This window comes from Ruegeria sp. AD11(2025) (assembly GCF_056542405.1).
In genome coordinates this window covers 59,930-82,277 of the sequence record NZ_JBQFZU010000002.1, presented here as the reverse complement: position 1 = coordinate 82,277, position 22,348 = coordinate 59,930, and the positions used below count along the sequence as shown (strand labels likewise).

Here is a 22,348-nt window from a genome sequence, read left to right as displayed (position 1 = left end):
CATCCGTGACAGATTCCACTCCCGTCATCGAAATCAACAATCTCCACAAGAGTTTCGGCAATCTGGAAGTGCTGAAAGGCGTCGATATCACAGCAAGACGCGGGGATGTTGTTTCGCTGATCGGGTCGTCCGGTTCAGGCAAATCTACTCTGCTGCGTTGCTGCAACCTTCTGGAAGACAGTCAACAGGGCGAGATTCTGTTCAAGGGCGAGCCGGTGCGCTGGTCCGGCAACGCGCACCACCGCCGTCCTGCTGACCCGAAACAGGTGATGCGCATCCGCACAAACCTGTCGATGGTGTTTCAGCAGTTCAATCTGTGGTCCCATATGACCATCCTGCAAAACGTGATGGAGGCCCCCGTCACCGTGCTGGGCCGCGACCCGAAAGAGGTTGAAGACAGCGCCCGCAAATACCTGGAAAAAGTAGGCATCGGTGACAAATGCGATGTCTATCCGGCGCAACTGTCCGGCGGCCAGCAACAGCGCGCCGCCATCGCCCGCGGCCTGTGTATGGAGCCCGAGGCGCTGCTGTTCGACGAACCGACCTCGGCGCTGGATCCCGAGCTTGAGCAGGAAGTCATCAAGGTGATCAAGGATCTGGCCGCTGAAGGCCGCACCATGATCATCGTGACCCACGACATGAAAATGGCCGCTGACATCTCGAGCCATGTCGTCTTCCTGCATCAGGGCCTGATCGAAGAAGAGGGTCTGCCGGAAGATATATTCACGTCCCCCGAATCCGAACGACTTCGGGGCTTTCTCTCCGCCACAAAGGCGGCTTAACTTCAGGACAGAAAACAAACTGGGGAGTATCCAATGAAAAAACTGATTCTGACCACTGCGGCTCTGGCGCTTGGCGCTGGCATGGCTATGGCGGACACCATCCGTCTGGGTACCGAGGGGGCTTATGCACCTTGGAACTTCATCAACGACGCGGGCGAGATCGACGGCTTCGAGCGCGAGTTGGGTGATGAGCTGTGCAAACGCGCCAGCCTGGAATGCGAATGGGTCAAGAACGACTGGGATTCGATCATTCCGAATCTGGTGTCCGGCAACTACGACGCGATCATCGCAGGCATGTCGATCACCGACGAACGTGATGAGGTCATAGACTTCACTCAAAACTACACGCCGCCAGATCCGTCGGCCTATCTGGCCATGTCCGATGGTGTAGACGTGACCGGCGGTGTAATCGCGGCACAAACTGGCACCATTCAGGCTGGTTATGTTGCGGATACCGGCGCCACTTTGGTTGAGTTTGCAACTCCCGAAGAAACCATCGCTGCCGTGCGCAACGGCGAAGCAGACGCGGTTCTGGCGGACAAGTCCTTTCTTGTGCCCTTCAGCGAAGATGGCTCGGGTCTGATCTTCGTAGGTGACGACGTTCCGCTGGGCGGTGGCGTCGGCATGGGCATTCGTGAATCCGACGGTGAGCTGAAAGAAAAGTTCAACGCAGCTATCCAGTCAATGAAGGACGATGGCAGCCTGAACGAGCTGATCGCCAAGTGGGAAGTGTCCTCGACCTTCTAATACACTCTGCGGCGCGCCTGCCCCTAGGGCGCGCCGCTTCTGAGCCCTCGCCAGTCAAAGAGGCCCGCCATCTTCTCGTTCTGTACTGATCCCGAAACGCTCGGCACGTTCCGTTGGTTCTCCTGCTATCTGACCAACGGCGTGCATTGGGCGTTCTACCTGTCCTTCTTCAAGGTTTTGCTACTGCTTGCGATTACCGCTCCGGTCGCATTGAGCTTTGGCTTTTTGGGCGCCATGGCGGCCCGGTCGCATTTCCCGCCGCTCGGCCTGTTGGGCAAGGGCTATATCGCCATCGTTCGCGGCGTGCCGGATATTGCCTTCTTCATGTTCTTCGTGATCGCGCTGGATCAGGCGTTCGAATGGACCCGTCACAAGGTTCTGTGCCCGGAATGGACTGACCCAATCCGGCAGGGCAATGACTTCATCGTCTGTCAGGCTGCCAAACTGCCGCTGGGGACCGCCCCGGAATGGGTGCACGAAACCTACGGCTTTTTTCTCGCTGTTATTACTTTTTCCATCGTTTTCGGCGCCTTTGCGGCCAACGTCCTGTTCGGAGGTATGCGCGCCGTCCCGCACGCCCAGCTGGAAACGGCCGAGGCCTACGGCATGACCCGCCGCCAGACCTTCTGGCGCATCCTGGTGCCGCAGATGTGGGTCTATGCCCTGCCCGGCCTGTCGAACCTGTGGATGGTGCTGATCAAGGCCACGCCGCTGCTGTTCCTGCTCGGCATCGAAGATATCGTCTATTGGGCGCGCGAGCTGGGGGGGTACAAGAACCCTAAATTCACCCAATACCCGCATGGCGACTGGCGCATGTGGTATTTCCTCGCCCTGCTTGTGTTCTATCTGGGCATGACCCGCGTGTCGGAGATTGGTCTTGAACGGCTGATGCGCCGTCTGTCTCACGGTCAGGCGACCTCGGGCGGGGAAATGTTGCGCAAGGAGACCACCGCATGAGCTGCTTGCAAACGATCCAAGACTATGGCTTGCGCTCGGTCGGAATTGGCGAACGTCTGCTGCCCCGAAACGATTTCACCCTGTGTGAGCAGTTCACCCTGATCGGTTCAGGCATGATCTGGAACATCTATTTCGGAATAATGGCGCTGGCGACTGGATTTTTTCTGGCCACCACCCTCGCCCTTGGCAAAGCATCCACGAACAAATGGCTACGCAAACCGTCGGAATGGTTCATCTTCCTCTTCCGGGGCTCGCCGTTGTTTATCCAGTTCTTCTTTGCCTACTTCCTCTTCCTGTCGCTGAAGCAGAGCTTTCCGTTCTTCGACGCGCTGACCTCAGCCTGGCTGGGTGCACTGATCGTGCTGTTCTTCAATACAGCAGCCTATTCGGGTGAGATCTTCTATGGCGCGCTGCGATCGATCCCCAAGGGCGATATCGAGGCCGCAGATGCTTATGGCATGACCGGCTGGTTCCGTTTCCGCCGCATCATCTGGCCGACCATGCTGCGACTGGCGTGGCCTGCCTATACCAATGAAGCGATCTTCCTGTTCCACGCCACCACGCTGGTCTTCTTTTCGGCTTTCCCGGTGTGGCAGCAACGAGGTGATGCGCTGTACTACGCGGGCTATTTCGCGGACAAAACGTTCAACCCGTTCATCCCCTACCCGATTCTGGCTTTCTACTTCATCCTGCTGACCCTCGTGGTCATTTGGGGGTTTGGTGTGGTCAATAAGCGTTTGAACCGGCACCTGCCTGCGGCTAAACGAACCAAAATGAAGCTGAGACTGAACCTGGCGCGCTGATAACGGGCGCGCCACCGGTTTCTTGGACCAGAACAATCTGAAAAAAGAAACAGCAAACCCATGCGCGTCACACGCGCTGTATCAAGTGCCGATGGAGGAAGATGGTACCGCCTCCCTGGCTTGAACAGGGGACCTCTGGATCCACAATCCAGCGCTCTAACCAACTGAGCTAAGGCGGCACTCGTGAGGGGCGATGTACCGAACGCGCCGGGGGAATGCAAGAGGATTAAAGCTCAATTCTCCAGCTTTGTTCGACAAGATCGACCCCAAACGAATGCACAGATTTGCTGTCCAGTAACTGCCATCCCTTCGCCCGATACAGCGCACAAGCCGCCCGATGGCTTTCGTGGGTCCACAGCCGCATTTCCGTATACCCGGCACTGCGTGCAAAACCCATGCAGGTATCCAACATCCGCTTTCCCACCCCCTGCCCCCGGACCTCTGGCAGAAGCAGAAAGAGCCGCAGTTTTGCAGTTTGGTCATCCAGCGCGACACAGAAGATGCTGCCCAACCTTTGCCCAGCCTTCTCCGCGATCCAGCCGCGCTCGCGCGTCGAATCGTGATTGGCGGTAAAGTCGTCCAGAATGCGCTGGACCAGAGCACCGAACGAGGCATCGAACCCTTCGTCCCGCATGTAAAGCCGATGGTGCTGCTCTACTAACCAGGGCGTGTCTGTGGCGCGAAAGGGTCTGATCCGAACGTTCTCCATGACGCATCTGACCGCAAAGGCAGCTTGATTCTCAACCCTTTGCGCGCTAGCACGAACACTCAGTCCCGGAGGCGAACATGGGCATCAACACCGAACGAGACATTCAGGCAAACCTGCAGATCGGCCCTACCGATCAGGGCATGATACGGTTGTTCATCGAGGCCGATGGCATTGAGATTCCGATGGATTTCGACCCCGAAGAAGCCGAGGAAATCGCGGACGAAATCCGCGCAGCGGCGCAAGCGGCTCGCGCAGTAAAAGGCTGAGCCTTCAGACCCGGGGATCACGCAGCGCCTGCAACCGGCGGGCGGCATCACCTGCGAATTTCTGGATCATCTTCTTTCGCCGGGACGGCGCAAGCTTATCTTCCGGCGCCATGCGCACGATCTCGGCATCATAGGCGTCAGCAATAATCAGCCCGGTCTCGGACGGCAACAGATCGGTCGGGAAATCGGTATCGACGGCCCAGAAAAACCGATCGCACCACTCAAGATATCCCTGCCACTTGGAATCCGACTGATAATCCGCGCGGCTGGACTTGCATTCGACCACCCACAGCTCGCCTTTGGGGCCCAACCCCATGACATCGACGCGCAGGCCGCGGGTCGGCACAAATTCTTCAACAGAAACAAAACCATGTGCCCATAAATGGCGCGCTACGCCACGGGCCAGTTTCTGTCCGGGTTGCAGATCAAGGGTCATATGAGCAATGTGAACAATTCGTGAACATAAATCAAGAACCACTTCACGCTTGACATGATACCATTTGGTACTCCAAATATATGATACCAAAAGGTATCTCTACTGGTGACGCAAATGCAGTCTCAAACCCAAAACGCATTTCGTGCGCTGGCCGACCCAACCCGCAGGGACATCGTACAGATGCTCGCTGTGCAGGACATGACCATCGCACAACTGACCCAGCGGTTCGATATGACCCGTGCCGCAGTCAAAAAGCATCTGACCGTCTTGTCAGATGGCGGTCTGATCACGGTCGAGACGCGCGGGCGGGAACGTATCAACCGACTGGAACCGCAGGGCATGGCCCCTGTTCTGGACTGGCTCAGCTATTTCGACCAATTCTGGGACGAACGCCTGAACAACCTGAAAGAAGCCATTGAAAGGAAAGACAGATGACCCATGCCGTTCTGCAAAAAACGATCTTTCTACGAGCTGAACCGGAAACTGTCTGGGCTTACCTGACCGATCCCGACCGGCTGGCCGAGTGGTTCCACAAACCCGAACGCCCCCTGACTGCCGGTCATAAGCTTGAAATGTTCGGAACGACCAGTGGCGACTTGTTGATCTGGGGCGAGGTGCGTGTTGCCCGGCGGCCGGAGTATCTTGAATACACATTCACCATCAAACCCATGGGCGAGGCTGTCAGCGTAGTTAAATGGACGCTGCAACCGGTCGCAGGAGGAACCCGGCTGGCCCTGCACCACGAAGGCCTGCCACAGGGGGCCGAGGCCTTTGGCCTGATCCTGTCGCTCGATAGCGGCTGGGATGAGCATTTCGGCAAAATGCGCACCGCCTTGCACGAAACAGTTGATGCCTGACCCCTTGTGCAAACCCGCCGCAACCCCTACTTAGGCGCGTGGCGGGTTCTGCCCTTCTTGTGACCGGTAGCATTCTGGTGGCCTTAAGCAATTCCGAGGGGGCTGGCTCTGTTCAGGTCCTGGCCTGATTACCTGGCGCCCACCTGTACATACAGGTCCTCGGGAATCACACCGCACGGTTGACTGGTGGTCCCGCCACATCACCACCCTAGTCGTCGACCGACAGGTCCTGTTTGGCAAACCCCTCGTCCGACAGCGCAAAATCATAGAGATTGCGCCCCTTCCACTGCGGCATGTATTCGTCGAAAAGCTGGTTTTTTCGCTCGGGCCAGGACGGCACGACGAGATCCACATCGGGTAACCCGACACCAAAGCTCAGGACATTTGCGCCCTGATACCGTCGTGCTGCCTGAAGAACCGCATGATGCAACAAGACATGTTCGATGTGACCGTATTCCCCCACGTGGTTGTGAGTGATGATGGTCGATGGCCGGACTTGCTGCATAAGGGCGAACGCCGATCCGCTCAGCAGCTCAAACAGAGGGTGGCGGCGCAAAGGCCGCAGCAGTTTAGGAGGGTTATCCGCAGGCTCGGACGGCATCTGGATAAAGCGCCGCAACCGCCTGTGATCCTCTTCGACGGCAAAGGGAAACTGAACCCTCCGAGCCCCGACCGCATCACATACGCGCTGCATGGCTGCCTCGCGCGTGTTTGTATCACGGCGGTTGAGCGCGGGTCGAAAGAAGCTGGCAACCGTCACATCCGCCTTGCCCTTCAGGCGTGACAGGGTCGAGCCACAGAACAACGTCTCGTCATCCTGATGGCAAACACAAAGCAATATCCGTTGGCCCATAAGGTTTTCGAGACTGACCTCACCCGCGATAACATCAGGACCGATCATCAACACATCATAGGTGGCACTTTGAATATCCTCAAAGGTTGAAGAGGTAATCCGGCGCGCGCGCCCCTCTGCAATCATTTTTTCGGAGCTGGCCTGAACATGGCCGTTCTTATTGTCGCCCTGCAGCAGCAAGCACCGTCCAGCCAAACCAGGCCATACAGCCTCGACTTCCTGAACCCTGGTTTTCTTCAAGGCATCCAGGTGCAATAAGTCAACCTGACCAAATGGTTGTTCTGCTGCCACCTGACGTAACCCGTCTATGGCGTCTGACATGTACAGTTTTACCCGCCCTGGAAACCTGTCTTCCAACCACTTGAAGACAATTGGAACATAGATATCGACCGGCGGCCAGGACGCCCTTAGCCGTTGCCCAAGATCAATTCCGATAAACGTGAGAGCGGGATTGGAATGCAACGCCAGCAAGGCTGCATGTCCCCCGGCAACGCCGACCTCGACAAAACAGGAACTGTCCTGAGCCAACAGGTGCAGAGCGCGCCGCTTGGGTTCCATACCGGGCTCCAGATCACGCAAATGGAAGTCCCGCTGCATATGGCCGTAGCAAACATTTCCATTGATGGCGACAGGTTCACCTGCCTGCGTCAGCCCCTCTGCAATGGCATGGTTCAGGTCTGTAAGATCCTCGCGAAAGGCCCGAGAGTCGATGACCTCTTCGTAAGTTCTGGTGTTCACAGGATATGCTCTTTCGCTGCCGGTTGGTGTGTTTGGCCGACATCAGATGGCAACATGTTCCGACATTCAAGTGATTTGAACCCGATCAGCGCGTAAAGGTCGGCAAGGCAAACAAGCTCTCAGCCCGTCAGCCCTGTTTCGGGTGTCAGTTGTTTTCTGCCTTGACCGTAACGGGTTCGAATTTAACGGCCACCGGTGTTCCGCGGCGCGGACCCTGCGGTTTCTCGGCCATGCTCATGATCGCATAGGCGAATTGCACCCCGGCGAACACGATCCCGTTCATGAACCAGATCATGCCAAGCGCGACCAGGCCCATTTCCGAGCTTGTGATCAGATGGCGCAGATTTGCGACGTTCAGAGCCAGAAGAACACCGACAAACACTGCCGAGATCACAAATCCCCAGACAACCTGAGTGATATACAACCGGATCAGTTTGGGCATGGCGACTCTCCTTGCGCTATAACATTCAGTTTAGCGCATGTAAGTCCGAGGTAAAGGCGTCAGAACGCCTCGGGCTGGGCCTCGCGCGCCATGTGATCCAGAACGGCATTGACGAACTTCGGTTCCTTGCCTTCGGGAAAGAAGGCGCGGACCACATCTACGAATTCTGTGATCACCACCTTGGGTGGCGTATCGCTTTGGGTCAGTTCTGCACCTGCAGCGCGAAAGGTGGCGCGCAGGGTTGGGTCGATGCGCGCGATGGGCCATTTGGCCACCAGCGCGCGGTCCGTCATCTGGTCGATCGGGGCCTGATAGTTCACGGCATCCTCAACCAGCTTGCGGAAGACGCGGGTATCGCCGTCCAGCATTTCCTCGCCTTCATAGACAGCGCCAAACCGGTGATCCAGAAACTCGTTCACAACCTGTTCGGTCGTCTGGCCCGACTGTTCCATCTGGAACAGCGCCTGCACCGCATAAAGCCGGGCGGCGGATTTCATCAGGCGTTTCTGGTTGGCCGGTTTCGGCGCGTCTGTCTGGGTCATGCTGTCGTGGGTCCGTTGCTATCGCCCGCCACAAGGATGGACTCGGACGGGGGCTTGAAGCCGACGCCCTTTTTCGAAGCGCCCCACTTACGGCTGAGTGCGATCAGATGCAAGGCCGCAGCGGCTGCTCCACCACCTTTATTCATCTTTTCGGGATTTGCGCGGACTTCAGCCTGATCGTCATTTTCCACGGTCAGGATGCCATTGCCGATCAGCAGGCCCTGCAGGCCCATCAGCTGAATGGCGCGGCTGGAGTCGTTGCAGACGGTTTCGTAATGCGTGGTCTCGCCGCGGATAACGCAGCCCAGCGCGACATAGCCGTCGAAATTACACTGACGGTCAGCCATGGCTATGGCGGTGGGGATTTCCAGCGCGCCGGGAACTTCGACCACCTCGCAGGTGCCGCCTGCGGCCTCGATCTCGGCCGTGGCACCGGCAACCAGATTGTCGGCGATTGCGCGATAGAACGGAGCCACCACGATCAACAGTTTCACCGGCTTGCCAAAGGTCGGAGTTCGCAGAACCCCGTGTTTGTCTTGTTCAGCCACGATCAGTCATCCTTGAGAATGGAGCGGGTACCGACGATGGACAGGCCAAACGCGTCGAGCCCCAGATATACGGTTTCCGGAGAGTCGGTCAGCAGCACCAGTTCCTGAATGCCCATCTTGGACAGGATCTGTGCGCCAAGGCCGGTTTGTTTGATGGTACGGGGGCCTTCGTCCTCGGCCGCGTACAGCGAGTTGCGCGGCTGGCGGAAAAGGCAAACGATACCGCGGCCCTCTTCAGCGATCTTTTCCATCGCGCGCGGCAGTTCGCGTGACGACTTGGGACCAAGGCCCAGAATGTCCGGCGCTTCGTGCAGGGCGTGGGTACGGGTCAGGACCGGCTCGGGCGTAGTGATATCGCCCTTGATCATCACGACGTGCTCGATGCCGTGGGTCTGGTCGGTGAACAGACGCATTTCCCACTCGCCACCGTACTCCGAGGTGACGGTTTCACGAGACGTCTCAACCACCAAGTTGTCGTTGCGCGAGCGGTAGGTGATCAAATCACTGATCGTACCGATCTTCATGTCGTGTTCTTTGGCGAATTCCACCAGATCAGGCAGTCGCGCCATGGTACCATCTGGCTTCATGATCTCACAGATCACACCGGATGGGTTCAGCCCAGCCAAGCGCGAGATATCCACGGCAGCCTCGGTATGGCCCGCGCGTACCAGCACCCCGCCCCGCTTTGCGCGTAAGGGAAAGACATGGCCGGGAGTGGCGATACGCGCCATCGTGTTCTGTTCGTTGATCGCTGTCGCTACGGTCAGGGCCCGGTCGGCAGCAGAGATACCGGTCGACACGCCCTCGCGCGCTTCGATCGACACGGTGAATGCAGTCTCATGGCGGGAGGAGTTGTTCACCGCCATCATCGGCAGGCCCAGCGCCTCTATCCGCTCGGCAGTCATAGGCAGGCAAATCAGCCCGCGCCCGTGGGTTGCCATGAAGTTGATCGCCTCGGCATCCGCAAATTCAGCGGGGATTACCAGATCGCCTTCATTCTCACGATCTTCATGGTCAACCAGAATATACATCCGGCCTTTGCGCGCCTCTTCAATAATCTCTTCGATCGGGCTGATCGCGTCGCGCAGTTGCGCTTCGACGGGTCCGGGGGTTTCAAAGCTCATGAGGCAGCCTTTCGCAGAGCATGTTTGAACGGGTGGATAGACCACGACGCGCCCAAAGGCCAGCCCGCAGACGGCAAGGCCCGGTCAGGACGCGACGTTGCTCTGGTGCTTCAGGACATCTCGGCCAGACGCGCGACGTAGCGGGCCAGCGTGTCGATCTCGAGATTTACTTTGTCGCCGACCGAGACATCACCCCAGGTGGTGACCTCTTTGGTATGCGGGATAAAGTTGATCCCGAAGTCGCATCCATCCACATCGTTGACGGTCAGCGAGGTCCCGTTCAGTGCAACCGATCCCTTGGGCGCAATGAACCGGGCCAGTTCCTTGGGCGCGCGCAGGGTGACACGAGTGCTGTCGCCCTCGTCCTGAACGGTGACTACATCAGCCACGCCATCAACGTGCCCTGACACGATATGCCCGCCCAATTCGTCACCAACTTTCAGCGCGCGCTCAAGGTTTACACGCTTGCCGACCTGCCAACTGTCCAGATTGGTCTTCGAAACTGTCTCGGCGCTGATCTGGACGTCGTACCAGTCATCACCCAGCGCGATCACGGTCAGGCAGACACCATCGCTGGCAATTGAAGCGCCGATATCGATGCCCGCCGTATCATAGTCCGTCTTGATCCGGGCCCGCAGATCGCCCTGTTGATCCAACTCGGTGACGGTGCCGATATCGGTGACGATCCCTGTAAACATTCCGCTAACCCTTATTCCTGACCTGGTCCAATGTTCCCCGCCGAGGTAAGCCCAACCAGCCTTACGAGCAAGCCCCACCTTGCCGCGAAAACCCGAAACAGGCATAATTTCATCAACAAACGGCCAGAGCAGTATTAATGTCATCCCCCGCAACAGCCCCGAAACGCCGTGCCTTCCTGTTTCTACAGGGGCCGCATGGTCCGTTCTTCAGCGGGCTTGGCAGGATGCTGCGATCTACCGGGGCTGACGTCTGGCGCGTCGGCTTCAATGCCGGCGATCAGGTCTTCTGGTTTGACAAGTCATCTTACATCCCTTTTCGCGACACGCCCGAGCTATGGCCGGACAGGTTGTCGGATCTGATCGACGAACGGAGCATCACGGATATCGTCCTTTATGGCGACACGCGTCCAGTTCATGCCAGTGCGGTGAAGGTTGCGCGGGCCAAGGGCGTCACTGTCCATGTCTTCGAAGAAGGTTATTTGCGCCCTTGGTGGATAACCTACGAGCGGCACGGCTCGAACGGCAACTCGCGCCTGATGTCACTGGACGTCGGTCAGATGCGGCGCGCTCTGGATCAGTCAGTTTTGCAGGTACCACCACCACCGTCGCATTGGGGGGATATGCGGCAGCATATTTTCTACGGTGCGCTGTATCATTGGTTCGTGCTGTTCCTGAACCAGAGCTACCGCAGCTTTAGGCGGCACAGGGACCTTCCCGTCTCAAAGGAATTCAGGCTGTATTTCAAACGTCTGGCCCTGATGCCGTTTCATCGAATTCAACGCCGTTGGGCTACAGCGCGAGTGTTGGGCAACGGTCATCCCTACCATCTGGTTTTGTTGCAGCTGGGACATGACAGTTCGGTTCAGGCGCATTCGGATTATTCCTGCATGTCCGATTTCCTAGAGGACGTGTTCCGGGGCTTCGCTGATGGCGCCCCCGTGCATCACCGGCTGGTGGTTAAGGAGCATCCGCTGGAAAACCATCGCGAACCCCTACACCGCCACGTGCGTCAGTTGGCAAAGGTGCATGGTATCGCAGATCGTGTGCATTACGTGCCCGGAGGAAAACTCGCGAAACTGCTGGATGGGGCCAACTCGGCCGTCACAATCAACTCGACCGCCGGGCAGCAGGTTCTGTGGCGCGGCATCCCGCTGCGCATTTTCGGCAGGTCGGTTTACGACAAGCCCGAATTCGTGTCGCGCCAGCCTCTGGCCGCGTTCTTCGCTGATCCGATGCCCCCGGACCGGGGGGCCTATCAAAGCTATCGCCGGTTCTTGCTGAAAACCAGCCAACTGCCCGGTGGATTCTATTCGCACAGAGGTCGGCGGCAACTGCTTCGGGGCGTGGCGGACATGATGCTGGATTCCAAGGACCCCTATCAATCGGTCCTGACCCGCAAAGAGGCGCTGGCGCCACAGTTGAAACTGGTTGAGTGAATTAAACTGGTTGGCGCTAGAAGTTATCGTGCGAACCGGATAGCCTGCGCCAAACAAAAGACCACACAAAGACGACTGAGGATAACCGGCAGTGCAGCGTTTTCCAATCCGATGGATACGGGGGATGTCCCTTGTGGCCGCAATTGGCCTGTTGGCCGCATGCCAACTTCCCAAAGCGGGCCCCAACAAATCCGAGATTCTGTCGGGTTCGACGGCGAATGGCGGTAATGCCTTCGTGGTCGAGGTCGATGACCGGGTTGCACAGGCAACGTCCGCTATCCCCAAATACGGGTTCTCAGCCGCCTTCAGCAGTGCTCCGAACCTGACTGCGGACACGGTGCGCGCTGGCGACATTCTGGGACTGACGATCTGGGAAAACGTCGATGATGGTCTGCTGTCCGGCGAACTCAGCGCAGCCACTGCGCTTGAGCAGGTACAGGTGGACAGCGACGGTTTCATCTTTGTGCCCTATGCCGGACGAATTCGCGCCGCCGGCAACACGCCCGAGCAACTGCGCCAGCTGATCACCAGCAAACTGCAGGATCAGACACCCGACCCACAAGTCGAAGTGCGCCGCACCGCAGGCAACGGATCGACCGTCTCGCTGACCGGAGAAATCGGTGCGCCCGGTGTGTATCCGATCGAACGGCCCAGCAGAACCTTGCTTGGAATGCTGTCGCAGGCCGGCGGCGTCGCTGTTGGATCGGACATCGCGCTTGTGACCCTGATCCGTGGAAATGACCGCGGCACCGTCTGGTATGACGACCTGTTCCGCAACCCGAGACTGGACGTAGCGTTGCGCGGCGGTGACCGCATTCTGGTTGAAGCGGACAGCAGATCCTACATCGCGCTGGGCGCAACGGGCCAATCCCGCGTGGCCTTTGACACACAAGACCTTTCCGCTCTTGAAGCCCTGGCACAGGTGGGCGGGTTGCAATCGCTGTCCTCTGACCCGACTGGCATCTTCGTTTTGCGCAACGAACGGCAAGACATTGCCCGTTCGGTCATGGGGCGCCAGGATTTGCGGGGAGATCAGCGCATGATCTACCTGCTGAACCTCACCGCGCCCAACGGGTTGTTCATCGCCCGCGATTTCGTCATTCGGGACGATGACACGATCTATGTCACCGAAGCGCCTTATGCACAGTGGAGCAAGTCGATTTCACTGATCGCAGGTGGCCTGACACCGCTTGCAAATGTCACCACTCTGACGGGCGGCTGATGCTACCCGAAGCGACAGCTGGGGCTCAGCGTACCCGGCTGTATGTCTATAACGGTGGTTTTCTGACCCAACGCCGCGTCCGGCGTATTCTGAACCTCTCCGGCTATGACATTCGTCTGGGCTTTCCCGGCGACGGGGATGTTGTCGGCGTTTGGGGCATCAGCCCGACGGCCCATCGCGGTCTGACTATTGCGGCCCGGCACGGGTGGCCCATCCTGCGGGTCGAGGACGCATTTCTACGTTCGCTGCATCCGGGGCGAGCCGGCGAGCCTCCGATGGGTCTTCTGCTCGACCGGTCCGGGGTACATTTTGATCCGGCACAGCCATCCGATCTTGAAACGTTATTGATCACCCACCCGCTGGACGACACTGCATTGTTGAACCGTGCCAGAAATGGCATTGACCGGGTGCGCGAATTGCACCTGAGCAAGTATTCGGCCGTCGACCCCACCTTGCGGCCACCGGATCCCGGCTATGTTCTGGTGGTCGATCAGGCCCATGACGATGCCTCGGTGATTGCCAGCAACGGCGACCACGCGCGGTTCCGCGAGATGCTGGTCATGGCGCAAGAGGAAAACCCCGGCGCCCACATTCTGATTAAAACACATCCGGAAACCGTTGCCGGATACCGAAGTGGATATTTCTCGGATCAGGACCTGTCCGACAGGGTCTCGTTCATAGATACGCCCATCAGCCCCTGGACCCTGCTGGAAGGCGCAACGGGCGTTTACACCCTGTCGTCGCAATTAGGGTTCGAGGCGATTTTGGCCGGGCACAAACCGCGTGTCTTTGGCCAGCCGTTCTATGCCGGGTGGGGCCTGACACAGGACGAGGTGCACTTTCCACGTCGCCAGCGCAATCTGACCCGGGCGCAGTTGTTTGCGGCAGCAATGATCCTCTATCCCACTTGGCACGACCCATTCGGGGACCAGCTTTGCGAACTGGAGACCGTTCTGGACACGCTCGAGGCGCAAACGCGTGCGTGGCGGCAGGATCACAAGGGCTGGACTGCGTCGGGAATGCGCCTGTGGAAGCGTAAGCACCTGCAACAGATGTTCGGGCGTGAGAAGAAAATCCGATTCACGTCTGAACCGCCAGAAGTATCTGGCCGCCCGCATATGGTCTGGGCCAGCCACGCCCGTGGCGCCGAAGACGCGACCCGGATCGAAGACGGGTTTCTGCGGTCTCGCGGGCTGGGCGCCAGTCTGGTGCCGCCCCTGTCGCTGGCGACTGATGATCTGGGCATCTACTACGACCCGACACATCCCAGCAGGCTGGAAGAACTGATCGCCATGCGCGAAACCCTGCGCCCGGATCAGGAGCTGCGGGCCGAGCGTCTTGTGGCGCAAATACTTGCGGGCCAGCTCAGCAAATACAATACCGGAGGCGCAGTCCCCGACCTGCCCCTAGGACACCGCATTCTGGTGCCGGGACAGGTTCACGACGATGCCTCGATCCTGTTGGGCACTACCACGGTGCGCACCAACACTGACCTGCTGTGTGCAACGCGCGAGGCGAACCCGAATGCGATCCTGATCTACAAGCCGCATCCCGATGTCGAAGCCGGGCTGCGCGAAGGCGAGATCGAAGACGAAAGCCTTGCCGACGTGATCGCCAGCAACACCGATCCTGCGTCCCTGCTGCCGCAGGTGCAGGAGGTCTGGACCATGACCTCTCTGCTTGGGTTCGAGGCCCTGTTGCGCGGAGTTCGCGTTACCACGCTTGGCGCGCCTTTCTATGCTGGCTGGGGTCTGACGCAAGATCTGGGAACGGTCCCGGTGCGGCGGGGGGCGCGACCGTCGATGCTGGGATTGGTGCACGCGGCCCTGATCGACTATCCGCGCTATTTGGACCCGATCACCGGGCAACCCTGCCCCGTCGAGGTTGCGGTGAAACGCCTGACCGAAGGGTTTGAGCGCCAAGGGGGCCGGCCCCTCCGTCTGCTTTCAAAATTGCAGGGCGCACTTGCCACGCACGCGCATCTGTGGCGCCGCCGCTAGCGCAGCGACCGCGCCCAACGATGCAGAACGTCCGGCCCGACGGCTCGGGCTTCGATCAACTCAAACCTCGGGGCCGCGTCCAGTGTTTCCAAGCCCAGCGATCCGATGGCAGACAGACCCTCGGCCCCGATTGTCAGACCCGCACTGAATCCCACCAGTTCGTCCACAAGATCATCGGCCAGCAAGGACGCAGCAAGCGCCGATCCACCTTCGCAAAAGACGCGCGTCAGCCCGGCCTGCCCCAACTGCTGCAGCAGGTCGGCGGCATCAATGTGATGCTCTTCCAATGCACAAGGGATCAGACGTGCGCCCAGCCCTTCCCACGCGCGGGCGCGCTCGGGGTCCGGGGACGGGCCATGGCAGAGCCAGACCGGTATTTGCGACGCTGTACGGGCCAGTTGCCCCATTAGCGGGATGTCCAGATGGCGCGAGACGACAACCCGCACCGGCTGCACTTCGATCCCCAGATCGCGGACCGTCAGCGATGGGTCATCCGCCCGCGCCGTTCCTGCCCCCACCATCACCGCATCATGCCGCGCGCGCATGGCGTGGACCTCGCGACGCGCTTTTGGCCCGGTGATCCATTTGCTGTAACCGCTGGAGGTTGCAATCCGCCCGTCGAAACTGCTGGCCAACTTGAGCGTTACGAATGGCCGCCCCTGTTCTGTCTTCAGAAAGAACCCCGCATGGTCACGCGCAGCCTGCTCGGCCAGAACGCCGGTAGTGACCTCGATCCCGGCCTCGCGCAGCATGGCAAAGCCCTGCCCGGCCACACGCGGATCGCTGTCCTCAATCGCCGAAACCACGCGCGACACGCCGGCCTTGATCAGCGCCTCGACGCAAGGGGGGGTCTGACCGTGATGGGAACAGGGCTCCAGCGAGACATAGGCCGTTGCCCCGCGCGCAGCCTCGCCGGCCTGCGCCAGCGCCTGAGTTTCGCCATGCGGACGACCTCCGGGCTGGGTCCAGCCGCGCCCGATAATCCGGCCGTCACGCACAATCACGCAGCCCACGGCCGGGTTGGGCCAACACGTGCCCTGACCGCGCTGACCCAAAGACAAGGCCAGCGCCATGTATCGCTTATCAGTTTCGCTCACTCGTCCGTCGAAGGCTGCGGCGGGCGCAGTTCGTGGACAAACTCCTCGAAATCATCGGCCGCCTGGAAATTCTTGTACACACTCGCAAAGCGAACATAGGCCACGGTGTCGATCCGCGCCAGAGCTTCCATGACGATCTCACCGATCTTGCTGGAGGGGATGTCGGTCTCGCCCATGCTTTCCAGACGGCGGACGATGCCGGAAATCATCTGGTCGATCCGATCTGGTTCAATCGGGCGTTTCTGCATCGAAATCCGGATCGAGCGTTCCAGCTTGTCCCGGTCGAAGTCTTCGCGTTTTCCATTGGTTTTGATCACCACCAGATCGCGCAGCTGTACGCGTTCATACGTGGTGAACCGCCCCCCACATGCGGGACAAAACCGGCGTCTGCGGATCGCGACGTGATCCTCTGCCGGGCGTGAATCTTTGACCTGAGTGTCGATATTTCCGCAAAACGGGCAGCGCATCCGCCGTCTCCTCGTCCCTGGTTCGGCCTCTTTTTGTAAGCTATGCCGCTTACTTATCCACAACTATAGGGTAGCCGCTAGGATTTGGGTAGTCGGAATTTTTCACCGCTATATCGTGAATCTATGCGAAATGCGCCGCAATCTTTCGGTGATGTGGCGCGGTGCGGTGCTCGAACAGGTAGACACCTTGCCACGTACCCAGAACCGGCTGTCCGGACACAACGGGGATCGACAGCGACACAGGTAAAAGCGCGGCCTTGATATGAGCAGGCATATCATCCGGGCCTTCATAAGTGTGCCGTAGATACGCCATCGCCGGGTGGTTCGACGGCGGCACAAGTCGATCAAAAAAGGCGCGCAAGTCCGTCTGCACTTCGGGGTCCGCGTTTTCCTGAATAACCAGCGAGCAGGAGGTGTGCCGCACGAACAGTGTCAGCACGCCATCACCTCCGGCCGATTTCATCCAGTGACGCACATCCGAGGTGAATTCATAAAGCCCCGAACCGTGCGTTGAGATTGTGAATTCGGTCTGCATCAGGCGAGCAGCCATGTATCAGTCGAAGAAGGGGCGGATGTTGCACCGACCATTGGCGGCTGAAACGGACATGCTGAAACCCGGCTGAAACCCTGCCGAGAAAACACCACTGCTTTGCTGCGGCACCCCTTCTGGCGCCGAGAGCGAGAACTGCACGGCCGTTCTGCGGCCCGTCGCCTCACTAGGGCCGTAACCACGCTTGACGTAGATACGCTGCTGCCAGCTCGCCCCCAGCGTTCTTCGCGCAAAGTCGGATGCTGCACACCAATACCCGTCCACATCTGTACGCCCTCTTGGAATCACTTCAAATTCTGTTTGGTTCAAAGCAACGGTCTGATACCCAAATCGGGCGAACGAGGCCGATGCCGAAGAGCCCAATACAATCGCGGCAAGCGCCACGTAAGTCATAACCTTTTTCATAACCATACTCTTTCCTGTTTCGAGGTAAGTATTGACCTAGTTTACTTTAAAACCAGACAAAGCCGCTTCACGATGAATTCAGCCCAAGTTCTGCGGGTCGTGAACGGGTGCCAGCCAGCCGCGATACCGGATCAGCAGTCCCAGCACGGGCATATCAGCCGACACGTCAAAACAAAAAAGCCCTGTTTCGTCCTGCCATTCCACGGTGGAAGATCGCGGCAGCAGGAAAGCGGGGCAGCGCAGCCCCAAGACACTGAGGCGCCGTATGTGGATCAGCAGACGTCCGTCAGAAATCTCGGGCATCAGCCAAATGGACAACCAACTCAGTTGCTCACGAACACATTCGGCACCGTGATCAAAAGTCAGCCGAGACCGCGTGGTGTGACCGTCAAAATCCCGCACCCATCGCCATTCCTGCCCATCACGGTCGATCCTGATCTGCACCGGAATATCTTCGGCGCCCCGGGGGAAACGCCCAAGACGCAAGGCCAGAGCGATCAGCCACCCCCTGCCCTCGACAACACTGCACCGTCCAGCATAGATCCCCGGAGCATCGTGCAAGCGCCGAACAGCCCTAGGCACGTCAGCCCCCAAAGGCAGGGCTTGCAAAAAGGGGTCGGGTCGCACTCAGAACCCCTCGGGCAAAAACCTGGCCCGCAGTGCGGGATCCGGGATCAAGCAGGCCTGCGTGCGGCCAAAGATCTTGTATCTGTTGCGCGCAATCAAGTGGTAGAGCGGGTCTTTGACCCATCCTGGTAGGAACCTGCACAGAGACAGAGTTGGCCAGCATCCCGGCAAGCTTTTCATTGCAGCGGCAAAAGCATCAAGGCGCTGATGCACTCTGCCATTCACAATGACCAGATTGGTTTCGAAATCCCGCGTTGGCAGACCAAGATCGCGGTACAGCCGTTGCCCTAGAGGGGATTGTGCCGTCGCAAACTTAAAGCGCTGCGCTTTGTCCCGCACCAGCATAAAGTGAAAGAACCCCGAACACAGGACACATTCCCCATCGAATACAATGGCATCCTGAATGCCCTTGAAGTCTGCAGAAACAAGGATAGGCATATCTTTCGGGTCCGCTAAATCTTGACTTCAACCCTTTCACCCCGGCCTTGACCCGGCAATGCGACAAGAGGACGTCCAGATAATCACGAAGTTGGAACGTGCCGGGGAGCCACCGGACTGGTGAGGTTTCCAGGGCTCTGCCCCCATCCCCGGCAAGGCGCTGACCCGACAACGGGCGAAAAATAGTGTATTGCTGACCTTGGGTCTTGTGTTCATACGCCAAAACCATTCGAATTCCAGACAACAGACATTTGCTTTGGACAGGATCTGCGCATCCTGTCACTTTGGCGTAAAAGCACATTGAACATACGGTGGGAAAGGCCATGGAAGTTGATATCGCCCGCATCCAGTTGCTGACCCGAGCGCTTGATCAACGAACGAACGGCACTGAAGTGTCTGACCACATCCTAAGAAAATGCAATCTGACGCGGGAAACCATCTCGCCTCCAGCCACCACCTATACCGCGCATCAAGAGGCTCTTTTCGTGCGTTATGCCTGCGACGCGTTGGGGGACATCACATTTGCGGCTCAGGCCGGGTTGCAGTTCAAATCCGCCTCAAGCCTCACCGCCTATATCAGCAAATACTCACGGGACCTGCGGCAGGTCATGGAGAATACGTCCCGGTTTCACAGGATCATTGACCCCGCGCTGATGTTTAGCCTGCGGCTTGCCGGTAACTTCGCCACCATCGAAGCCGATTGGAAAGACGCCAGCTTTGCCCGCTACCATCGCAGAACCGAGTTCCTTATGTTCAGCGGTTTGGCCCGGATGCGAGCCCTGACGCAAACGAATTTCTTTCCCATAGAAATCAGATTTCAGCACGAGATTGGCGGAAACCAGAAGAGTTTTCAGAAACTTGCCGGGTGCCCTGTTGTATTTGGCTCGGAACGGCTTGAGATCGTCGTTGCGCCCTCGGCTCTGGATATGCCTGTTCCGACTTATGACCCGAACCTGCGGGCGCATCTTCTGGAATACGGAGAACGCGTTCTGACCGAGCGGCGCTCGCCCAAGCAAAAACTACGCGCGCAGGTCGAAGGGCTTATCACCCGGTCGATGCCCGGTACGGTCATTAATGCCGACGAAGCCGCCGCCAGCCTGGGAATGAGTCCGCGCACCTTTGCCCGGCGGCTCAAGGATGAGGGCGTCAGCTATCGCGATATCGTCGATGATTTGCGCTGCGATTTGGCTCAGACTTTCATCACTAACGGAATGCCCCTGTCAGAGATCGCCTTTTCCCTAGGCTATTCAGATCAACCAGCATTTTCGACTGCCTTCAAACGCTGGACCGGGCGGGCACCCAGCACGTTCCGCAGCCGTTTGGATCCTCCGGAAATCCCCTGAGCCGGGTGGCCGGGGGTCATCGGCGTCGCCACCTCGCCCCGGCCTGTCCCATGAGTGGACGCCAAAGATATAAAGGTGCATATGGGGTGGGACTTGCGAGTTGCCGCCAAATTGATCGCTGAACCAGCCAACGTGAAGGTTTCAGCTGCCAGAAAAAAGGCGCCTCGTCTGAGGCGCCTTTGACTTTACTGATCCAGGAAAGATCGCAACTTTCGCGACCGGCTGGGGTGTTTGAGCTTGCGCAGCGCTTTCGCCTCGATCTGGCGAATACGCTCACGAGTCACACTGAACTGCTGGCCTACCTCTTCCAGCGTATGGTCGGTGTTCATGCCGATGCCAAAGCGCATCCGCAGAACTCGTTCCTCACGCGGAGTAAGCGAGGCCAGAACCCGTGTGGTCGTTTCCTTGAGGTTCTCCTGAATGGCGCTGTCCAACGGCAGCACAGCATTCTTGTCCTCGATGAAATCGCCCAGTTGGCTGTCTTCCTCGTCGCCAATTGGCGTTTCAAGGCTGATCGGCTCTTTGGCGATTTTCATCACCTTGCGAACCTTCTCAAGCGGCATCTGCAGCTTTTCGGCCAGTTCTTCCGGCGTCGGCTCGCGACCGATCTCGTGCAACATCTGACGGCCGGTCCTGACCAGCTTGTTGATCGTCTCGATCATGTGGACCGGAATACGAATCGTGCGCGCCTGATCCGCAATCGAGCGCGTGATCGCCTGACGGATCCACCACGTCGCATATGTCGAGAATTTATAACCGCGGCGGTATTCGAACTTGTCCACCGCTTTCATCAGGCCGATGTTGCCTTCCTGAATAAGATCAAGGAATTGCAGGCCGCGGTTCGTGTACTTTTTGGCAATCGAAATCACCAGGCGCAGGTTGGCTTCGACCATTTCCTTCTTGGCCTGCCGCGCCTCTTTCTCGCCCTTCTGAACCTGCTGCACGATGCGGCGGAATTCGGGGATGTCGAGACCGACATACTGACCGACCTGAGCCATATCGTTGCGCAGTTCCTCGACCTTCGCGGTCGAGCGTTCGATGAACATCTGCCAACCGCGACCAGGCTTTTCTGCCATCTCGGCCAGCCAGTTCGGGTCCAGTTCGCGACCGCGATAAGCGTCAATGAACTCACGACGGTTGATACGAGCCTGATCAGCCAGTTTCACCATCGAGCTGTCCAGCGACATGATCCGGCGGTTGATGCCATAAAGCTGGTCAATCAGCGCTTCGATCCGGTTGTTGTGCAGGTGCAACCCGTTTACCAGCTCGACAATCTCGGCGCGCAGCTTCTGATAGGTGTCTTCATCCTTTTCGCTGAATGATCCGTCCTCGTTCAGCGTGGCAGATATCCGGCTGTCCTGCATCTCCGACAGCATCGAGAAGTCGGTCGAGATGCGCTCCAGCGTGGTCAGCACCTGATCCTTCAGGGCCGCTTCCATCGCGGCAAGCGACATGTTGGCCTGATCGTCGTCGTCATCGTCATCGTCATTGGCAATCGGATTACCATCAGCGTCGAGTTCCGGCCCTGTGTCTTTGGCTGGTTTGGCAGTCTGAACAGCCGAAGTGTCAACGACAGGTTCCTCGACACCGCCGTCTTCGTCCATCTGGTTGCCGAATGTGGCCTCCAGATCGATGACGTCGCGCAGCAGAATGTCTTCAGACAGCAATTCGTCATGCCAGATCGTGATCGCCTGGAACGTCAGAGGGCTTTCGCACAGGCCGGCAATCATGGTGTTGCGACCGGCTTCGATCCGCTTGGCGATGGCGATCTCGCCTTCGCGGCTCAGCAGTTCAACCGAACCCATCTCGCGCAGGTACATGCGAACCGGGTCATCAGTGCGATCCAGTTTCTCGGTTGCGGCTCCGGCCAGCGCAACCTCGCGGTTGCTATCAGTGGTGGTCAGTTCGGTCGAGCCTTTATTCTCTTCCTCTTCGGCCTCTTCATCTTCGATGATGTTGATGCCCATTTCGGAGAGCATCGACATAACGTCTTCGATCTGTTCCGAGCTGACCTGATCCGGCGGCAGCACCTGGTTGAGCTGGTCGTAGGTGATGTAGCCTTTCTCGCGGGCCTCAGCGATCATCTTCTTGACCTGGGCCTGGCTCATGTCCAGCGAGATTTCCTGTTCCTGCTCGTCGGACTTGCGATCTTCGGTCGTGTCTTTGGCGGCCATTCAATGCTCCTGCAGGGATGGGTGATTCGTTTGCACCGAATCATTAGCGCGTAGAAGTGATTCGGCCACCCGTTTACCTGTTTTTCT

General features: G+C 58.5%; 26 protein-coding genes and 1 tRNA gene. 11 read left to right on the top strand and 16 right to left on the bottom strand.

From position 1 onward, the window contains the following. The first annotated feature begins 5 nt into the window (after positions 1 to 5). The 4 genes from ACR1XY_RS02250 (at position 6) to ACR1XY_RS02235 (ending at position 3,289) form a co-directional block, all read left to right on the top strand. On the top strand, positions 6 to 782 hold the full coding sequence (locus ACR1XY_RS02250; protein WP_480589575.1) for an ABC transporter ATP-binding protein: 777 nt from the start codon (positions 6 to 8) through the stop codon (positions 780 to 782). A 33-nt stretch (positions 783 to 815) separates the two neighbouring features. Beyond that, on the top strand, positions 816 to 1,529 hold the full coding sequence (locus ACR1XY_RS02245) for a transporter substrate-binding domain-containing protein (protein ID WP_480589574.1): 714 nt from the start codon (positions 816 to 818) through the stop codon (positions 1,527 to 1,529). A gap of 69 nt (positions 1,530 to 1,598) precedes the next feature. Next, positions 1,599 to 2,486 carry an ABC transporter permease gene (locus tag ACR1XY_RS02240; protein WP_480589866.1) on the top strand — a complete coding sequence of 296 codons (888 nt, stop codon included), beginning with the start codon at positions 1,599 to 1,601 and terminating at the stop codon, positions 2,484 to 2,486. Further along, positions 2,483 to 3,289 (top strand): ABC transporter permease, encoded by an 807-nt coding sequence (locus ACR1XY_RS02235; RefSeq protein WP_480589573.1) that lies wholly within the window; start codon positions 2,483 to 2,485, stop codon positions 3,287 to 3,289. Before ACR1XY_RS02240 ends, ACR1XY_RS02235 begins: the two co-directional genes overlap by 4 nt. Before the next feature lie 102 nt (positions 3,290 to 3,391). Here the strand turns inward: ACR1XY_RS02235 and ACR1XY_RS02230 are convergent. Together ACR1XY_RS02230 and ACR1XY_RS02225 are read right to left on the bottom strand one after the other, a co-directional pair. Further along, positions 3,392 to 3,468: transfer RNA gene (locus tag ACR1XY_RS02230), tRNA-His, on the bottom strand. Positions 3,469 to 3,515: 47 nt separating this feature from the next. Next, entirely contained in the window at positions 3,516 to 3,998 is a 483-nt protein-coding gene (locus ACR1XY_RS02225; RefSeq protein WP_480589572.1) for a GNAT family N-acetyltransferase, read from the bottom strand. A gap of 77 nt (positions 3,999 to 4,075) precedes the next feature. On the opposite strand from ACR1XY_RS02225, the gene ACR1XY_RS02220 reads away from it, so the two are divergent. Continuing rightward, the gene (locus ACR1XY_RS02220; protein ID WP_068334412.1) at positions 4,076 to 4,264 is read left to right on the top strand and encodes a DUF6324 family protein; all 189 of its coding nucleotides are present in this window, start codon (positions 4,076 to 4,078) and stop codon (positions 4,262 to 4,264) included. 4 nt (positions 4,265 to 4,268) lie between these two features. Here the strand turns inward: ACR1XY_RS02220 and ACR1XY_RS02215 are convergent, their stop codons facing one another. After that, on the bottom strand, positions 4,269 to 4,700 hold the full coding sequence (locus ACR1XY_RS02215) for an MmcB family DNA repair protein (RefSeq protein ID WP_480589571.1): 432 nt from the start codon (positions 4,698 to 4,700) through the stop codon (positions 4,269 to 4,271). Between the two features lie 114 nt (positions 4,701 to 4,814). Here ACR1XY_RS02215 and ACR1XY_RS02210 point away from each other — a divergent pair, with 114 nt between their 5' ends. Both ACR1XY_RS02210 and ACR1XY_RS02205 read left to right on the top strand, forming a co-directional pair. After that, the gene (locus ACR1XY_RS02210) at positions 4,815 to 5,135 is read left to right on the top strand and encodes an ArsR/SmtB family transcription factor (RefSeq protein WP_480589570.1); all 321 of its coding nucleotides are present in this window, start codon (positions 4,815 to 4,817) and stop codon (positions 5,133 to 5,135) included. Then, entirely contained in the window at positions 5,132 to 5,557 is a 426-nt protein-coding gene (locus tag ACR1XY_RS02205; RefSeq protein WP_480589569.1) for an SRPBCC family protein, read from the top strand. Before ACR1XY_RS02210 ends, ACR1XY_RS02205 begins: the two co-directional genes overlap by 4 nt. 208 nt (positions 5,558 to 5,765) lie before the next feature. On the opposite strand, the gene ACR1XY_RS02200 is transcribed toward ACR1XY_RS02205, so the two are convergent. The 6 genes from ACR1XY_RS02200 to ACR1XY_RS02175 all read right to left on the bottom strand — a co-directional run bounded on the left by ACR1XY_RS02200 (position 5,766) and on the right by ACR1XY_RS02175 (position 10,502). Beyond that, positions 5,766 to 7,148: a PIG-L family deacetylase gene (locus ACR1XY_RS02200; RefSeq protein ID WP_480589568.1), complete on the bottom strand. Its 1,383-nt coding sequence runs from the start codon at positions 7,146 to 7,148 to the stop codon at positions 5,766 to 5,768. Between the two features lie 145 nt (positions 7,149 to 7,293). Continuing rightward, the gene (locus ACR1XY_RS02195) at positions 7,294 to 7,590 is read right to left on the bottom strand and encodes a hypothetical protein (protein WP_480589567.1); all 297 of its coding nucleotides are present in this window, start codon (positions 7,588 to 7,590) and stop codon (positions 7,294 to 7,296) included. Positions 7,591 to 7,649: 59 nt separating this feature from the next. Then, positions 7,650 to 8,132, bottom strand: a complete 483-nt coding sequence (gene nusB, locus ACR1XY_RS02190; RefSeq protein ID WP_480589566.1) for a transcription antitermination factor NusB — start codon at positions 8,130 to 8,132, stop codon at positions 7,650 to 7,652. After that, positions 8,129 to 8,680 carry a 6,7-dimethyl-8-ribityllumazine synthase gene (locus ACR1XY_RS02185; RefSeq protein ID WP_480589565.1) on the bottom strand — a complete coding sequence of 184 codons (552 nt, stop codon included), beginning with the start codon at positions 8,678 to 8,680 and terminating at the stop codon, positions 8,129 to 8,131. Before ACR1XY_RS02185 ends, nusB begins: the two co-directional genes overlap by 4 nt. 2 nt (positions 8,681 to 8,682) lie before the next feature. Beyond that, the gene (gene ribB / locus ACR1XY_RS02180) at positions 8,683 to 9,804 is read right to left on the bottom strand and encodes a 3,4-dihydroxy-2-butanone-4-phosphate synthase (RefSeq protein ID WP_480589564.1); all 1,122 of its coding nucleotides are present in this window, start codon (positions 9,802 to 9,804) and stop codon (positions 8,683 to 8,685) included. 110 nt (positions 9,805 to 9,914) lie between these two features. Further along, the gene (locus ACR1XY_RS02175; RefSeq protein WP_480589563.1) at positions 9,915 to 10,502 is read right to left on the bottom strand and encodes a riboflavin synthase; all 588 of its coding nucleotides are present in this window, start codon (positions 10,500 to 10,502) and stop codon (positions 9,915 to 9,917) included. Positions 10,503 to 10,639: 137 nt separating this feature from the next. Between ACR1XY_RS02175 and ACR1XY_RS02170 the strand changes: the two genes are divergently transcribed. From ACR1XY_RS02170 to ACR1XY_RS02160, 3 genes are all read left to right on the top strand, one after another. Continuing rightward, a complete protein-coding gene (locus tag ACR1XY_RS02170; protein WP_480589562.1) occupies positions 10,640 to 11,938 on the top strand; it encodes a capsule biosynthesis protein in 1,299 nt (432 codons plus the stop codon). Positions 11,939 to 12,062: 124 nt separating this feature from the next. Next, positions 12,063 to 13,160, top strand: a complete 1,098-nt coding sequence (locus ACR1XY_RS02165; protein ID WP_480589561.1) for a polysaccharide biosynthesis/export family protein — start codon at positions 12,063 to 12,065, stop codon at positions 13,158 to 13,160. Further along, positions 13,160 to 15,160 carry a capsular polysaccharide biosynthesis protein gene (locus ACR1XY_RS02160; protein ID WP_480589560.1) on the top strand — a complete coding sequence of 667 codons (2,001 nt, stop codon included), beginning with the start codon at positions 13,160 to 13,162 and terminating at the stop codon, positions 15,158 to 15,160. The genes ACR1XY_RS02165 and ACR1XY_RS02160 overlap by 1 nt, the downstream gene beginning before the upstream one ends. On the opposite strand, the gene ribD is transcribed toward ACR1XY_RS02160, so the two are convergent. From ribD to ACR1XY_RS02130, 6 genes are all read right to left on the bottom strand, one after another. Then, a complete protein-coding gene (ribD, locus tag ACR1XY_RS02155) occupies positions 15,157 to 16,257 on the bottom strand; it encodes a bifunctional diaminohydroxyphosphoribosylaminopyrimidine deaminase/5-amino-6-(5-phosphoribosylamino)uracil reductase RibD (RefSeq protein ID WP_480589559.1) in 1,101 nt (366 codons plus the stop codon). The two genes, ACR1XY_RS02160 and ribD, sit on opposite strands and share 4 nt — an antisense overlap. After that, entirely contained in the window at positions 16,254 to 16,724 is a 471-nt protein-coding gene (gene nrdR, locus ACR1XY_RS02150; RefSeq protein WP_170324479.1) for a transcriptional regulator NrdR, read from the bottom strand. Before nrdR ends, ribD begins: the two co-directional genes overlap by 4 nt. A 121-nt stretch (positions 16,725 to 16,845) precedes the next feature. After that, a complete protein-coding gene (locus ACR1XY_RS02145) occupies positions 16,846 to 17,259 on the bottom strand; it encodes a secondary thiamine-phosphate synthase enzyme YjbQ (protein WP_480589865.1) in 414 nt (137 codons plus the stop codon). Between the two features lie 18 nt (positions 17,260 to 17,277). Then, complete coding sequence (locus ACR1XY_RS02140; RefSeq protein ID WP_480589558.1) at positions 17,278 to 17,667, bottom strand: hypothetical protein; 390 nt, start codon at positions 17,665 to 17,667, stop codon at positions 17,278 to 17,280. 90 nt (positions 17,668 to 17,757) lie between these two features. Continuing rightward, positions 17,758 to 18,306 carry a DUF4166 domain-containing protein gene (locus tag ACR1XY_RS02135; protein WP_480589557.1) on the bottom strand — a complete coding sequence of 183 codons (549 nt, stop codon included), beginning with the start codon at positions 18,304 to 18,306 and terminating at the stop codon, positions 17,758 to 17,760. After that, positions 18,307 to 18,744, bottom strand: coding sequence for a thiol-disulfide oxidoreductase DCC family protein (locus tag ACR1XY_RS02130; RefSeq protein WP_480589556.1), 438 nt, complete (start codon positions 18,742 to 18,744; stop codon positions 18,307 to 18,309). A 323-nt stretch (positions 18,745 to 19,067) separates the two neighbouring features. On the opposite strand from ACR1XY_RS02130, the gene ACR1XY_RS02125 reads away from it, so the two are divergent. Next, entirely contained in the window at positions 19,068 to 20,087 is a 1,020-nt protein-coding gene (locus ACR1XY_RS02125) for a helix-turn-helix domain-containing protein (RefSeq protein ID WP_480589555.1), read from the top strand. A gap of 185 nt (positions 20,088 to 20,272) precedes the next feature. On the opposite strand, the gene rpoD is transcribed toward ACR1XY_RS02125, so the two are convergent. After that, a complete protein-coding gene (gene rpoD, locus ACR1XY_RS02120; protein WP_480589554.1) occupies positions 20,273 to 22,261 on the bottom strand; it encodes an RNA polymerase sigma factor RpoD in 1,989 nt (662 codons plus the stop codon). Positions 22,262 to 22,348 lie beyond the last annotated feature (87 nt).

Excerpts from the sequence above, each read along its gene's own strand:
- ACR1XY_RS02245 (WP_480589574.1), top strand. The coding sequence starts at position 816 with ATGAAAAAACTGATTCTGACCACTGCGGCTCTGGCGCTTGGCGCTGGC.
- ACR1XY_RS02235 (WP_480589573.1), top strand. The coding sequence starts at position 2,483 with ATGAGCTGCTTGCAAACGATCCAAGACTATGGCTTGCGCTCGGTCGGA.
- ACR1XY_RS02225 (WP_480589572.1), bottom strand. The coding sequence starts at position 3,998 with ATGGAGAACGTTCGGATCAGACCCTTTCGCGCCACAGACACGCCCTGG.
- ACR1XY_RS02220 (WP_068334412.1), top strand. The coding sequence starts at position 4,076 with ATGGGCATCAACACCGAACGAGACATTCAGGCAAACCTGCAGATCGGC.
- ACR1XY_RS02215 (WP_480589571.1), bottom strand. The coding sequence starts at position 4,700 with ATGACCCTTGATCTGCAACCCGGACAGAAACTGGCCCGTGGCGTAGCG.
- ACR1XY_RS02210 (WP_480589570.1), top strand. The coding sequence starts at position 4,815 with ATGCAGTCTCAAACCCAAAACGCATTTCGTGCGCTGGCCGACCCAACC.
- ACR1XY_RS02205 (WP_480589569.1), top strand. The coding sequence starts at position 5,132 with ATGACCCATGCCGTTCTGCAAAAAACGATCTTTCTACGAGCTGAACCG.
- ACR1XY_RS02195 (WP_480589567.1), bottom strand. The coding sequence starts at position 7,590 with ATGCCCAAACTGATCCGGTTGTATATCACTCAGGTTGTCTGGGGATTT.
- nusB (WP_480589566.1), bottom strand. The coding sequence starts at position 8,132 with ATGACCCAGACAGACGCGCCGAAACCGGCCAACCAGAAACGCCTGATG.
- ribB (WP_480589564.1), bottom strand. The coding sequence starts at position 9,804 with ATGAGCTTTGAAACCCCCGGACCCGTCGAAGCGCAACTGCGCGACGCG.
- ACR1XY_RS02175 (WP_480589563.1), bottom strand. The coding sequence starts at position 10,502 with ATGTTTACAGGGATCGTCACCGATATCGGCACCGTCACCGAGTTGGAT.
- ACR1XY_RS02170 (WP_480589562.1), top strand. The coding sequence starts at position 10,640 with ATGTCATCCCCCGCAACAGCCCCGAAACGCCGTGCCTTCCTGTTTCTA.
- ACR1XY_RS02165 (WP_480589561.1), top strand. The coding sequence starts at position 12,063 with ATGTCCCTTGTGGCCGCAATTGGCCTGTTGGCCGCATGCCAACTTCCC.
- ACR1XY_RS02160 (WP_480589560.1), top strand. The coding sequence starts at position 13,160 with ATGCTACCCGAAGCGACAGCTGGGGCTCAGCGTACCCGGCTGTATGTC.
- nrdR (WP_170324479.1), bottom strand. The coding sequence starts at position 16,724 with ATGCGCTGCCCGTTTTGCGGAAATATCGACACTCAGGTCAAAGATTCA.
- ACR1XY_RS02145 (WP_480589865.1), bottom strand. The coding sequence starts at position 17,259 with ATGCAGACCGAATTCACAATCTCAACGCACGGTTCGGGGCTTTATGAA.
- ACR1XY_RS02140 (WP_480589558.1), bottom strand. The coding sequence starts at position 17,667 with ATGACTTACGTGGCGCTTGCCGCGATTGTATTGGGCTCTTCGGCATCG.
- ACR1XY_RS02130 (WP_480589556.1), bottom strand. The coding sequence starts at position 18,744 with ATGCCTATCCTTGTTTCTGCAGACTTCAAGGGCATTCAGGATGCCATT.
- ACR1XY_RS02125 (WP_480589555.1), top strand. The coding sequence starts at position 19,068 with ATGGAAGTTGATATCGCCCGCATCCAGTTGCTGACCCGAGCGCTTGAT.
- rpoD (WP_480589554.1), bottom strand. The coding sequence starts at position 22,261 with ATGGCCGCCAAAGACACGACCGAAGATCGCAAGTCCGACGAGCAGGAA.